This is a genomic window from Thermomicrobium sp. (assembly GCF_053493975.1).
Map to the genome: position 1 here is coordinate 25,907 of NZ_JBRBZA010000005.1, position 13,133 is coordinate 39,039.

General features: G+C 61.1%; 9 protein-coding genes and 3 tRNA genes. 8 read left to right on the top strand and 4 right to left on the bottom strand.

Annotation, left to right across the window (positions count from 1 at the left end; genetic code table 11):
- Positions 1-23: 23 nt before the first annotated feature.
- The 6 genes from ACWIVK_RS00535 to ACWIVK_RS00560 all read left to right on the top strand — a co-directional run bounded on the left by ACWIVK_RS00535 (position 24) and on the right by ACWIVK_RS00560 (position 6,633).
- Positions 24-1,664, top strand: coding sequence for a hypothetical protein (locus ACWIVK_RS00535; RefSeq protein ID WP_448574593.1), 1,641 nt, complete (start codon positions 24-26; stop codon positions 1,662-1,664).
- 5 nt (positions 1,665-1,669) lie between these two features.
- Positions 1,670-2,605, top strand: a complete 936-nt coding sequence (locus tag ACWIVK_RS00540) for a HEAT repeat domain-containing protein (protein ID WP_448574594.1) — start codon at positions 1,670-1,672, stop codon at positions 2,603-2,605.
- Complete coding sequence (locus ACWIVK_RS00545; RefSeq protein WP_448574595.1) at positions 2,599-3,621, top strand: lipid II:glycine glycyltransferase FemX; 1,023 nt, start codon at positions 2,599-2,601, stop codon at positions 3,619-3,621. The genes ACWIVK_RS00540 and ACWIVK_RS00545 overlap by 7 nt, the downstream gene beginning before the upstream one ends.
- 4 nt (positions 3,622-3,625) lie before the next feature.
- On the top strand, positions 3,626-5,143 hold the full coding sequence (locus ACWIVK_RS00550) for a UDP-N-acetylmuramoyl-L-alanyl-D-glutamate--2,6-diaminopimelate ligase (protein ID WP_448574596.1): 1,518 nt from the start codon (positions 3,626-3,628) through the stop codon (positions 5,141-5,143).
- A complete protein-coding gene (locus ACWIVK_RS00555) occupies positions 5,080-6,096 on the top strand; it encodes an LpqB family beta-propeller domain-containing protein (RefSeq protein ID WP_448574597.1) in 1,017 nt (338 codons plus the stop codon). The genes ACWIVK_RS00550 and ACWIVK_RS00555 overlap by 64 nt, the downstream gene beginning before the upstream one ends.
- A 453-nt stretch (positions 6,097-6,549) precedes the next feature.
- Positions 6,550-6,633: transfer RNA gene (locus tag ACWIVK_RS00560), tRNA-Leu, on the top strand.
- Between the two features lie 1,451 nt (positions 6,634-8,084).
- Here the strand turns inward: ACWIVK_RS00560 and ACWIVK_RS00565 are convergent.
- Together ACWIVK_RS00565 and ACWIVK_RS00570 are read right to left on the bottom strand one after the other, a co-directional pair.
- Positions 8,085-8,160, bottom strand: a tRNA-Gly gene (locus tag ACWIVK_RS00565).
- A 1,066-nt stretch (positions 8,161-9,226) separates the two neighbouring features.
- Positions 9,227-10,708 (bottom strand): AAA family ATPase, encoded by a 1,482-nt coding sequence (locus ACWIVK_RS00570; RefSeq protein ID WP_448574598.1) that lies wholly within the window; start codon positions 10,706-10,708, stop codon positions 9,227-9,229.
- An 86-nt stretch (positions 10,709-10,794) separates the two neighbouring features.
- On the opposite strand from ACWIVK_RS00570, the gene ACWIVK_RS00575 reads away from it, so the two are divergent.
- A tRNA-Ile gene (locus tag ACWIVK_RS00575) sits at positions 10,795-10,866 on the top strand.
- 37 nt (positions 10,867-10,903) lie between these two features.
- Positions 10,904-11,275, top strand: coding sequence for a ribosome silencing factor (gene rsfS / locus ACWIVK_RS00580; RefSeq protein ID WP_448574599.1), 372 nt, complete (start codon positions 10,904-10,906; stop codon positions 11,273-11,275).
- 180 nt (positions 11,276-11,455) lie between these two features.
- On the opposite strand, the gene ACWIVK_RS00585 is transcribed toward rsfS, so the two are convergent.
- Together ACWIVK_RS00585 and ACWIVK_RS00590 are read right to left on the bottom strand one after the other, a co-directional pair.
- On the bottom strand, positions 11,456-11,857 hold the full coding sequence (locus tag ACWIVK_RS00585; protein WP_448574600.1) for a TraR/DksA C4-type zinc finger protein: 402 nt from the start codon (positions 11,855-11,857) through the stop codon (positions 11,456-11,458).
- A 7-nt stretch (positions 11,858-11,864) separates the two neighbouring features.
- Positions 11,865-13,133, bottom strand: a complete 1,269-nt coding sequence (locus ACWIVK_RS00590; RefSeq protein ID WP_448574601.1) for a glycosyltransferase — start codon at positions 13,131-13,133, stop codon at positions 11,865-11,867.

A 13,133-nucleotide genomic window follows, 5' to 3' on the forward strand; every position in this document is an offset into this window, starting at 1 on the left:
GCGTCGAAACGGGGAGTACGCGAGTGAGTGACGAGACGAACGTGCAGACCCTTCCCGAAATCGAATTCCGGGGTTCCGAGGAGGATCGCGACCTCGCTCGCCGTGTCTTCGCGCTCTTGCGTGCGACGGCTCGCTTTTATCCCACACATGCCCCGATTCGCGTGCCAGTCGAGACACTCGCTACCCACTTTGCCGAAACGGAAGCAGGTGGATCGGTCGCCGAATGGGCCGAACGACTGCGAATAGCTCTGGCGGCGAATGATCACGTGTTCGCTCTCGAGACCGCTCAAGATGGTCAGATCATCGTCGCCACGACGCGCGCTGGTCGTCCGCCACTACCGCCGGAAGCGCTCATCGATACCGCTCATCAGTTACCGCGACGTTTTCTCGAGCCACCACCCGAGGTATTGACAACAACCAAGACGCGCATGCCCGCGGAAAAGGCAGCCCCGGTCGCGGAGCGCGAAATTGCAGCACTAGCCGAAGAAGAGGCGCCCGAGCAAGTCGTCGCACCTGCTGCGACTACTGTCACGGTCATCGAAGACATCGCAGAACTCTCCGATGACGAACTGGCAGTCGCGATTCGGATGGCACTCAGTAACCGTTCCGACGTCGTTGGCTTCGCTGACCTCTGGGCGATCGCGCGGATCGTCCCGAGTCTCTCTCGTGGCGATGTTCGTCGGATCCGGGAATACATTGTCGAGCGAGGAGAACCACTGACCGACCAGGAAATTCTCGAGGTCCTCTTCGATGTGCGCCCTGGCACGCCGGATTATGCTCTGCGACAACTCGCTCTCGACGCGCGTCTGATAAGTGAAGAGGGATTCGAGTTCGTGGGCGTACCAGGCGCACATGCCTGGACAGTGCGCGAAGTCAATCCTGTCATCCCGCCGAAGCGGAAGGTTGCTGATCTCGGCCAAGATTTTCGCTATCTCCTGGAGTCCAGCGAGGCCATTCAGCCAGGAACAGAGAGCGTCGTCGACCATGTTCTGACATTCTATGAGCACTACTACGGTGTCCTTCCGTATGACAGCACGATCGCGCCCGTCCTTCCACCACGTGTCCTCCCGGATCAGACACGGGCACTCCTTCGTTTCGAGGCCCCACAAACACACGAGACGTTTTACGTCGAATTGCGCTATCCGACGACGAACCGCGGTGGATTCCTCTTCGGATTCGAGCAGTTTTTCGCTGCCAATCTCGTCGCCGGAGCCCTCATCACCCTGGAACGAGCTGAGGAGCCAGGACGATTCATCATCGACTACCTTCCTATTTCACGTCAGGAACGACGCCTCCTCGCCATCGACGAAAAGCAGCGGAAGTATGTCTTTCGCCCGACGGTGTACTTCTGCGCTGTGCAAGACAGCATGCTCTTGACCGAGCAACGCTTTCCTCGCTTCGCGGGTCAAGAGCCGCTCGACGAGCGGACCCGTCGCTCCTACGAGCGTGTCCTGGAAATCACCTTCGAGCGAGTCGGTGAGAATGTTGGCAGCAGCGAGGCACCTCGCTACATGGCGACGCTCGACGACCTCGTCGCTGGTGTGAACGTCGAGCGTCCCTTGAGCGCGGAGCGGATCCGACACCTGCTCACTTCGGGGCAGTATCCGCAGTTCGAATCTGATCCGGACGTCGCCGACCTCTTTTACTACACACCACGGCGGTGAGTCGTATGCAACAGTCGAGGAACTCGAACATCGACCTTAACGAGCTTCTGGTACGACTTCGTGACCAGGTGCGGGCAAGCGACGTGGCCAAACTGTCCGATCTCTCTCGCCAAAATGCCCGGCACCTTCGCCAGCTCTGGCCCACGCTGCCGGTGGCGACGCGGCGTCGCCTCGTCCAGATGATGGCGGAACTGGCTGAAGACAATCTGGAACTCAACTTCCGTCACGTGTTCCTCATCGCACTCGACGATGATGACCGGCAGGTGCGGGAATGCGCCATCGCCGGATTGTGGGAGGAAGAAGACACGCTTGTTCTCCATCGCCTCCTCGATCGCCTGCCCCGAGAATCAGAGCCCTCGGTGAGAGCCGCGCTTGCTCAGGCGCTCGGTCGCTTCACCGAACTCGATGTGCTGGGTCGGTTACCCCTCGAGGAGAGTCTGGCTCTTCGCGCAGCGCTCTTTCCCCTTCTCGAGCGCAGTGAACCGCTCGAAGTGCGTCGCCGTGCACTCGAATCTGCAGCGGTTTACTCCCACGATCCGAGAGTGACCGAGGCGATCGAAGAAGCGTACTGGTCTGACGAGCCCGCCCTCAAAGTGAGTGCCTTGTATGCCATGGGTCGGTCGCTGGATCGACGTTGGCTACCCGTTCTCCTGGAAGAGTTGCAAAGCGAAGTACCGGCATACCGCTACGAGGCTGCCACTGCCTGTGGGGAACTGGGCGCAGAGGAAGCGGTCGACGAACTCATCGCCTTGACGTCTGACCCTGACCGCGCAGTGCAAGGCGCAGCGATCGCTGCACTCGGGCGTATCGGCGGTACCCTCGCCACCAATGTCTTGCGTCGCTTGGCCCGCTCGACCGATCCGGTCGTCCGGGATGCCGCCGAAGAAGCATTGGCCGAAGCGGTATTCGCGAGCGATCCTCTCCGTCCCACTCCATGGTAAGTTCGAGTCACATTCGGTACGTTGACGATCCGGCTGAGTGGGATCAGCTGGTTCTGGCGAGCGGGGGTCGGCTGCTGCAGAGCTGGCGTTGGGGCGAATTCAAGCAGCGACACGGGTGGAAGTGTCTTCGGCTGTCGATCACCGCGGCGGACAGCATTGCTCTCGCGCAAATCCTCGTGCGGCGAGTACCCCCATTCTCCGTCTTGTACATCCCCCGCGGACCCTTGGTGAGCGGATTCACCGAGGTGCTGCCGAGAGCATTTCACCATGTTGTTCGACAGCTGGCGCGCCAATATCGCGCCATTGCAGTCCTCGCTGAACCGGAAGACCCCTCCGGACTCGCTGTCCTTCCCAGAGATCTCGGCTGGAAACCGAGCCGCTTCGTCATCCAACCACGAAGGACGCTCAAAGTCCCTGTCGGGGATGACGACCTATTGCTCGAACAGATGAAGCCGAAGACACGGTACAACGTCCGTCTCGCATTCCGTCGCGGAGTAACGACACGCATCGCCTCCCCTAGCGAACTCGAGCACTTCTATGAGTTGCTGCGCGAAACAGCCGAGCGCGATCGTTTCGGTATCCATCGGATCGAATATTTCCGAGATCTTCTGACGCTCTTCGGTGAAGACGCAGCGCTCTTGTTCGCTGAGTACGCAGGGGAACTCGCAGCGGCCGCGCTCGTTGTGCGCTACGGTGACGAAGCAATCTATCTCTACGGTGCATCGAAGACCTCACTGCAACGACATATGCCGACGTACGCTGTCCAGTGGGCTGCTCTCCACTGGGCACGATCACATGGCTGTCGCTGGTATGATCTGTGGGGGATTCCCGACACCGACGATCCCCCTCCCGAAACTGACGATGAGCACCTCAATGTCCGCAGTGGGTTGTGGGGTGTCTATCGATTCAAGAGCGGATTCGGTGGCCGCCCATATACGTACCCCGGTGTGCAAGAGTTGGTCCGCTCACCGATCGTCATGGCGCTTTGGCGCCGACTCCGTCCGTTAGGAGTGTGATTCCATGCCGGCTCTGCACGATTTGCTCAGGGACCTTTCTGCTGAGCTGCGCGGTGATGACGCGGTCATGGTGACCCGCGTTGTCTACGACTCTCGCCGAGCATCGCCGGGCAGTCTTTTCGTCGCACTCCGGGGTATGCATACGGACGGGCACCGCTATCTCGCTGACGCCGCCTCGCGTGGTGCGGTGGCAGCAGTCGTCGAAGAGTGGCCCGCTACAGACGTGCCAGGCCTGCGCACCATCGCTCGAGTCACCGACACCCGCGTCGCACTCGCTGCCATCGCTGCCCGCTTCTACGATCATCCAGCTTCTGATCTCGGCCTGATCGGGGTCACTGGTACCGATGGCAAAACGACGACGACCTTCTTGATCGATGCCATTCTCCGCACAGCCGGCTATCGAACCGGGCTCATCGGCACCGTCGCTCTCCGCATCGGTGACGAGTTGATAGCCCACGATTTCAGACAGACGACACCGGAGTCTCTCGAGGTCCAGGAACTCCTGGCCCGCATGCGCGCGACGGGTGTCGCCTGGGCTGTTGTGGAAGCCACCAGTCACGGGTTGGAGCTTCACCGGTTGGATCACTGTCCGTTCGACATCGCTGTCGTGACGAATGTGACTCAGGAGCATCTGGATTTCCACGGTACCATCGAAAACTACCGGCGAGCCAAGGGGAGGCTCCTGGAGTTCGTCCGCAACCGACCGGAACGCGCCTATCCGCGTGGAATCGTCCTCAATGCTGACGACGAGGGAGCACGGTCGCTGGCGCGGTTCGCCGGCTCGGTACCGATCCTGTGGTACTCGACGACTGGTAAGGCTGTTCTCGCGGCCGAAAACGCCCGCGTTACTGACAAAGGTACGAGCTTCCGCCTCCGTTATGGCGATCGCGTGGCCGATGTGCATTTGCGACTCTTCGGTCTCTGGAATGTCGAAAATGCACTCGCTGCCGCAGGATCCGGCATTCTCCTCGGAATACCCTTGGATCTGATCGTCACCGGACTCCAGCAACTCTCGACGGTACCTGGACGCTTTACCCCGATCGACTGCGGGCAGCCGTTCCATGTGATCGTCGACTACGCCCACACACCAAAGTCATTCGAGCGCGTTCTCCCGCTCGCGCGCTCTCTCGCACGCGGACGCGTGCTCGTCGTTTTCGGGAGCGCTGGCGAGCGTGACCGCATCAAGCGCCGGCTGCAGGGTGCGATCGCTGCTCGCCTCGCCGACTTCGCCATCTTCACATCAGAGGACCCGCGCCATGAGGACCCGGATGCCATCATCGCCGAGATCGCGGAGGGAGCACGTGCCGCTGGAGCCCAGGAGGGAGAACAGTTCATTTGTGTAGAGAATCGAGCCCTTGCCATCCGAGAAGCGTTTCGGCGGGCGCGTCCGGGTGATATCGTCTTATTGCTCGGGAAGGGGCACGAGCAGTGCATACTGTACGGCGACGAACGGCGGCCATGGAACGAGGAAGCAGAAGCCAGGCAAGCGCTCCGAGAACTCGGGTACGACTGCTCATCCTGATCGTTCTCTTCGCGACGACCCTTTTGGCATCCGGTTGTGGGGACACCGTCGAGGGGCCGGATAGGGCGATCGCAGCGGCGGCAAATGGTCGCATCCTTTTCGTCCAGCATGGTGACATCGCAGTGTGGGAGAACGGCAAGACACGCCGATTGATCCAACTGGGAGATGCCGCCTGGGCACGCTGGGCTCCGGATGGACGACGCATCGCCTTTGTCCGGTTGGGCGATGCATATTCGGATCTGTACGTTGCAGATACGGTCACCGGCGAGATTCGCCAACTGACGCGTAACCGTCCATCCTTCACGCCCGGTTCGTACGAATACGTCCAAAACGCCGTTTGGGCGCTCAGTCCTGCTTGGTCACCAGATGGGCAGCGCCTGGTTTACGTTTCGGATCGCAACACGTTGAAGAATTTTCTCTGGCTCATTCCCAGTGCGGGTGGTGCACCGCAGCTGATCCAAGCGTCTACCCGGCTAGGAGACAACGTCGATCAGCCGGCGTTCTCGCCCGACGGCACGCGGATCGTGTTCATTCACCGTGTGACCCGCGAGGACGGCCTGCAAAGGCGGACCGAGCTTTGGATCGTCGATCTCCGCAGCGGTAATCTGACTCCATTGGTTCAGGGCGGTGACGGGCAATACGCTCCTGCATGGTCCCCTGATGGTCAATGGATCGTCTATGTCGGTCGCCACGGTGAATCGAACGATTTGTTCCTCGTACCAGCCATGGGTGGGCAGCCGATTCAGATCACCGACTCAGGAGTCGTCGCTAGCCCGACGTGGTCACCGGACGGTCGCGCCATCGCATACCTGCAACTGGAACAGGACGGATTCGCCGTCTATGCACTCGAGCTCCGCATCGATGCTGATGGCCGCCCACGGTCAACCGAACCACGGAAACTGTTCAGCGCCGAGCGTCTCGACGCGGTGTCCGGATTGTCCTGGGCCCCCTGACGCCGGGTAAGCGGTACTGGCCCTCGCTGATCCCCGAGGAGAACGCTCTCGTACCGCTTGGGGATGAGGGACCAGATCAAGGCCCGCACAGCTCGACCGGTCCCCGCTCCATGACCAGCGAGGTTTTCGTGTTTCGGAGCGCTTTCGGGCATTGGTTCGAGTAATTCAGCACAGGAACGTTGGTCGGGAGAGAACTCTACCGCCCCAAGCTGTGATGTCCCAGCCCTCGAAGGAGTCAGCGCTGGAACTCGGTCAGATACGATATGGGCTCGCCCGACACTCTCTCTGTCACGTTGCCACAGTACTTGTCGACGACACGGCTGGTGGGGCGACACCAACCGACTGACAGCTTTACCCCATAGCCATACTCCACTCTCCGACCGCTGCGCTCCGTTCAGTTCGCCACTCGCCAGCACCACGGATTCCAAAGCATACTTGGAGCAGCGATATCGAGCGGGGATGGCGGAACGGCAGACGCAGCCGTCTTAAAAACGGCAGGGATACCCTCCCGTGCGGGTTCGAGTCCCGCTCCCCGCACCGTCTCCAGGCTGGCAAAACGGCTCGGTAGCCAGTGCCGCGCACGGCACCCACCGGAGGCAAGTGGGGTCACGAGTGGGGTCACGAGTGGGGTCACGGGTGGAGTCGAACACCTGTTCGAACCGTCGACCCGGCGCTGCGCCACAGCGGCCGGGGCACTTCGTTTGCGGGCCTTTACCGTGCAATGACTGACCGTCGCCCTCCACTCGACCACGCACTGGCCCTGTCGTCGATCGTCCGCACACCCCCCAATGGTCGTCCAGCAGGGTCGAGGGTCGCCGGAGCCGGTGCGTGCGCTGGTGGGGCGAGAAGGATCGCGCCGAGCCTCGTCGCCGTCCACATAGGAGCCGGTAGAGAACCAGTGGCCACACCGTTGGACCATCAGCCGCTCGGGCCAGTAGCACCTCTCGTCGGGACGACGGTTTTGCGAACAGACACGCTCATTCCCTCTTGACCGCCTTGACGTTTAGCGGGTCGATTCCGCACTAGTTCACCAGCATCGCTCGCTGGTGGTAGAACCGCTACCGTCTGGAGGAGGGATGCGGATACACACTCACCGGGACTCCAGTCGTCCGTCGTTGCGCCTAGCTTGCGCTTCTCCCATTCAGCGTGGCGCACTTGCAGCTTCCTGAAATACGTTTGCTGCTGCTCGGTGAGACTCCTCAAAAAACGCGACTGCAAACCAATACGCGAATTGACGCGTGAGGCCCACCGCACGTCGTCGAGCAACGACGAGTCCGCACCGAGCGGCCACCAGGTCGCTCCAATGGTGTCATGGGTGCTCACCCTCTACTATCGTGGGAGGACCGAGTGGGTCGGAAAACCTCGACCGCTGCTCGCACGGCGCTGCGCTCCTCATCACTCGGCGAGTCACGACCGTGCCGGTGCGATCATCTCCTTCCCCCGGAATCCGCACGACGGCAGCAGTCCGCCGCGAACGACGCGAGGGTACTCATGCCAGCACACCAGTATCGGGGAAGTATCCCCTTCCGGGGAGACCCATGGGCGTCCGCTGGGCACATGCGTGGGCGAGAAGGTGAGCGGATCATGCCGCACGCAGGTGGTCACGTCGAACCCCGACATGCTTACGGTCGCGAAGAGCGGCGTCATCGACATTCGTCGCAGGCACTGAGATGAGTCGCCTGTCACTCGTTGTCGGCTCATCGACTGAATGTTCGAAGGAAGAAGCCCTTGTCAGAAAGGGAGGACACCAACTGAAGCCCGGCAGCCACGAGAGCGCCAGGCACCAGTATTTGGTCGACTTCGTTCTCGAAGTGAACGGGGGCAAGCGAAGTCGACACCTCTAGCGAAGAGCACGAGCAGCTCACTCTGCAGGGGACGGAGTCGAATAGTCAGAGTGGGACCGCCACAGAGTGCGGAAGACGACAGCGCCCCGCGGGGGGCCGTGACGAGCGAGCAAGATACAAGAAAACGCCCCTCGATGGGGGCGCTGGAGCGGAAGACGGGATTCGAACCCGCGACCTCCTCCTTGGCAAGGAGGTGCTCTACCAGCTGAGCCACTTCCGCCTGTTCTTCCGGCGGCTACTGACCGCCATCGCATTGCTTAGTATAGCCATTTGGACCGGCGCTGTCAAGGGACTCGATCCTCGAACGACTTCCTGTAGTCCCAGCCAGAACCCGGGGCAAGAGCGCAGCGAACACCGGACTCGCCTCGTCCACGAGCGGACAGCGACCTCGCGGGATCGCTTCCTCTTGACCGCGAGCTCGACTGGAATCAACCGGTTTTTCGCGAATGTCGCCTCGACCGATCGCTGCTCTCGGATACCTCATTGCCTTCACCCTTTTCGACCGGTGCGACTCCATCGGACGCTGGTGCCGCTGGTTGACTTCACTCTCGCTGAGGAGCTGCCACGGAACTGCCGCGCCATGGCCGATCGCAACCCCAGCAGTGCCTGATCATTTCTCGCTCAGCCGCGAAACGAGGCACCTTTTCACCTTCGTGCGACCTTCGTTTCCAGCGGCCAACCTCGACAGTGACGCAAGTCGTCGACTCGAACACGCTCCGACTTGGCATGTCGCCCCGAAAGGACACAGCGAGGGCCACTCCAACGCCTCGCCTCACCAGAGCCAGGGCACAGTGCGGTCCAGAAGATGAGGAGGTGCAGCCAAGCTGCCAATCGAGTGGATGCTCCGGGGGAAGAGCGCCCGACCCAAGACCACCGCAAAGGTGCGTTGGCACTGTCTTATCTCCACATTCCTTCGGCGGGGAAAGACACCCCTGGATCCTGCTTAGGCGTCGTGTCGGAAGAGGACACGAACCCGTGATTCGTCTGAGGAAACGAGCCAGCCAGTTGTCGCGCTCTTTCCCACAGTGATCGATCGACTGAAGAACGATTTCCCGCCACCACGTCGTCCCACTCGGGAAACGCAAACCGCTCCGAGAGACGTCCATCGATCGACGACCGCGCAAAACGATACCCGAACTCGGAGGCTCAGCGGCGAACTGCTCCGCTCATTTGACCCGCTCGATACCGCAACAAAATGAATCACCGAAGGAGGTCCAATACAAAGTACTGTCTGCCCCGAGTCCAGCGAGTGGACAGCGTTTCGCGTTCTCCGACGCCGTGTTTCCTCATTCCTGGGAGGCGCTTCCGAGTGCCCGGTCACGCTGGAACTCCGGTGACCCGGCAACGGCAGGACTCGTCTGCTCGACCAGTTCCTCACCTTGCAGCTCTGCCAACTCCTCGGACGGTAAGAGCAGGGGCTGCGTCAATTCCTCGGGCGTGAGCAACCGGCGTGGCGGGACCGCATACGCATGCCGTGCCGAAACTGAAACGAGCTCCAACTCAGGATACCGTAGAGCCGTTAAACGATGGCCGAATACGCAACCGGTGTCGATATTGATCGTTCGATTGATCCACACTGGCTCCGTCACCGGCGTGTGCCCGTAGACCACGAGCGCGCGCCCGCGATACTCCAGCGCCCAATTCAGCCGAATCGGTAATCCGCGCTCGTCCACCTCTCCGGTCGTCATCCCGAACAAAGCGATGCGACGCACCACTGGGGAATCGCGACCATGGTACTCAGCAGGCAAACCTGCGTGGGCGACGACGAGCCGCCCTTCGTCCAAGACGAGATGGTGCGGAAGCCTGCGCAGGAAGCGCCGCACTCGTTGCCGAAGATCCTCCGACTCGACCGCAAGTTGCTCCACGCTCGCCTCGAAACCGTGCGCGATCCGCACTTGGTGCCCCTCCAAGTAGCGGAGCAACTTTCGATCATGATTGCCCATTACAGCGGCGGCTCGCCCACGCGCAACGGCGGACATCGCCAGCTGCAGAACCGAAACGATTTTCGGTCCCCTGTCGACCAAGTCTCCGACGAAGATGAGGCGCCGCCCTCCAGGATGAGCGACGAAGTACTGTAACTCGCCAGAACGATTTCGTTGCTCCGCAACTTGGTAGCCGAGGCGCTCGAGGAGCTCGACCAACTCGTCGAAACAGCCGTGCACATCGCCTACGATATCGAACGGTCCACGCCACCATCGTCGATCGCTCGGCAACGGTCGACGAACAACGAGTGCGGTGCCAGCCTCTTCCGGACTCCGCAACCAGTAACGCCGTTGGAACGGTTCTTCGACTAAAGCAGCCCGATTCTCCTCCAGCTGAGCGAATTGCCGCTCGATAACATCTCGTCCAACCTGCCGGCCAGGCCGCTGCTGATCGTGTGCGAGATAGGCTTCCAGCGGGTAATCGAAGATGATCGCTACGCAGGGCACATGATAACGACGGGCGAGTTCGATCAGCGGCAAACGGGCATCGCGCCGGGTATTCGTCGCATCGATCACCGTCAGTCGGCCACGCCGGAGCCGAGCTTCCGCGACCCGATGCAAGAGCTCGAAAGCTTCACGCGTCGCACTCTGATCTGCCTCGTCGTCCGTGATCATGGCACGGAAGAAATCGGAGGAGAGCACCTCTGTCGGCCGGAAATGGCGCTGGGCGAAGGTGGACTTGCCTGAGCCAGATGGCCCGACGAGCAGAACCAAAGACAGTGCGGGAATGATCAGGCGGCGAGGACGTGATCCTGATGCAAGCTCCGAACGGAACGGCCGATCCACGGGCCGACACCTCCAGATCGTCGGGCAATGGTACTACGGCGAACTAGCGCTGGATCGCCCGTGCCGGTAGAATTGAATGACGAAGGGGGCCTGTAGCTCAGCGGCAGAGCACGAGGCTCATAACCTCAGGGTCGTAGGTTCGAATCCTACCAGGCCCACCGATTGCTTTCGACTGCTCGAGGTAGCGAGGTGAGAATGACGCAGATCCACGATCCCGTTCGATTGAACCCTCAGGAACTCGCCCGTTTGGCGGCCGAGACAGCGGCCGACGCGATGGCAACGGATATTCAGGTACTTGACCTCACGCGCTTCACCCCCTTCTTCGACCTCTTCGTCGTGTGCACTGCCGACAACACGCGCCAGCTGCGTGCCCTCGTGACGCATCTCTGCGAGGCACTCGAGGAGGCAGGTGCAACGCAATTGCGCGTAGAAGGCGAGCCCGAGACCGGCTGGGTCATCCTCGACTATGGAAGTGTCGTCATTCACCTGTTCACGCCAGACCAGCGCTCGTATTATCGGCTCGAGGAGCACTGGGCGAGTGCACCGCGAGTTTTGGTGATCCAGTGAGCGAGAGGAAACGAAGAGGCATGAAGGCTCGGCGCTCCGGTCGCACCTGGATGTTCGCTCTCGTCGGCTTCGCCCTCGGCACCGCAGGCGGGTTGGGGGTCGGTCTGGTTTTGTCCTGCCCACTCCGTCGTCGTTCGTCGTCGCCTTATCTTCCCGATCGCACCGCGTTTTTGCAGTAAATCACGGTAGTCTGCGGGCCCGCTCCAATTCACGCTCGAAACGCTCTTGATCAGCCACGCAGCGAACAGCCCACGGCACGGCTTCCAATCGCTCGCGCTCGATGGGCCGTTTGCAATCGATACAAATGCCGTATGTCCCTTGTTCGATGCGCTCGAGAGCGGCGAGCACCTCGTGCAACTCCTCTTCCAGGGTCCGGAGCATCGTCTGATCGTATTCGGCCATCACCAGATCACTCGCCGCGTCGGCCAAGTGGGTGGCAACTGTCCCCTCTTCCGCTTGGCTCTGTCCCTCATCAGCCAGCATGCGCAGGAGTTGGTGGCGCTGGCTCGCCAATTCCTCGCGTCGCTGCTCGAGTCTGTGACGCATCGATTCGATCCAGTCGCGATCGCTCGATCCCGTCATGTTCCCGTCATCCCCTCTCGGTATGAACGATATGACGCTCGACGAGTCGCTCGAAGAGCCGGAGCTCATCGCGGACGTATCGGGTCACCAGAAAGTTCTCTCGGACGCGCGCCCGGCCTCGCTGGCCAACGACTCGTGCCAATTCGCGATTACGGAGAAGCTCGCACACGCGTTCGACGAAAGCATCCTCGTCGAGCGGATCGACGAGGAAGCCTCCTTCTCCGTCTGCCATTTGCAGCGCGATCCCGCCGCTACGGCCAGCGACCACTGGAGTTTCTTTCCACATCGCTTCGCTGACGACCAATCCAAATCCCTCACGAATCGATTTTTGTACCACGACCCATGCCGAGTGCTGAAAAGCATTGACTTCGACATAACTGATGCCGGTCACATTCGTTCCGACCAGAATGTCCGGGTCCTTCTCCGCTTCCTCGCGGATTCGATCGTACAGGCGCCAACCTTCGGGATCGTCGAGCGCCATGGACCCGAGGAGTGTCAGTTGGACACCCGGTATCTCCTCGCGCACACGCCGGAACACCCGGATCACTCCGAATGGATCCTTCCAAGGATCGAAACGGGAAACCTGGACGACCAGCGGTCGAGATGTCACGACGCCGTACCAATCCAGGATGCGCCGTCGCAGTGTGGCTGGCAGTGGTAGGTTCTTCGGACTCAACGGATCGATTCCAGGCGGGAAAATGTCGACCGTACGGTCCCGAAGGGCCGGCAAGACGAACTCGCGCATGGTAAAGACGTACCCGTCGTAGCCCTCCAGCCACGGCAGCAGAAACGTCTCGGCGGCCGGATACGGCTGTGATGTGTCGATATGACATCGCCAAATCCATCGCGTTGCCGCTTGGGGAGCGAATGCTCGCAGCGCTGCTGGCTGTGGATCATGGACGACGATGACATCGTAGTCAACGGAAAGCCCCGCCGCATTCGCCCGGTTGTTGACGAGATACACCTCTTCTGCATCGGCAGAAGCCACGAACGGGGCTCCTTGCAGGCCGTTATGGAGCGCTTTCGTAACCTCGAAAAACCGACTGTCACCCGCGATGACGAGCCAATCGACCGACAGTCCGAGGGCGATTTCCAACGCGACACTCGAGCGCAACAATTCCGAGACTCCACCGCCATACGGTGTCGCATTGATGTGCGCCACCCGAAGGCCACGCAATCGATTGCCGAGGCGCACCAGTTCATCGAGCTGCTCGGTCGGCGCTACCTCCCGATACGACTCGATCGTGACCGGAGCGAGCCGCACACGGTGCAGCAT

Bases quoted from the DNA above. Each gene is read 5' to 3' on its own strand.
- ACWIVK_RS00540 (WP_448574594.1), top strand. From the start codon at position 1,670: ATGCAACAGTCGAGGAACTCGAACATCGACCTTAACGAGCTTCTGGTA.
- ACWIVK_RS00545 (WP_448574595.1), top strand. From the start codon at position 2,599: ATGGTAAGTTCGAGTCACATTCGGTACGTTGACGATCCGGCTGAGTGG.
- ACWIVK_RS00550 (WP_448574596.1), top strand. From the start codon at position 3,626: ATGCCGGCTCTGCACGATTTGCTCAGGGACCTTTCTGCTGAGCTGCGC.
- ACWIVK_RS00555 (WP_448574597.1), top strand. From the start codon at position 5,080: ATGGAACGAGGAAGCAGAAGCCAGGCAAGCGCTCCGAGAACTCGGGTA.
- rsfS (WP_448574599.1), top strand. From the start codon at position 10,904: ATGACGCAGATCCACGATCCCGTTCGATTGAACCCTCAGGAACTCGCC.
- ACWIVK_RS00585 (WP_448574600.1), bottom strand. From the start codon at position 11,857: ATGACGGGATCGAGCGATCGCGACTGGATCGAATCGATGCGTCACAGA.
- ACWIVK_RS00590 (WP_448574601.1), bottom strand. From the start codon at position 13,133: ATGCTGCACCGTGTGCGGCTCGCTCCGGTCACGATCGAGTCGTATCGG.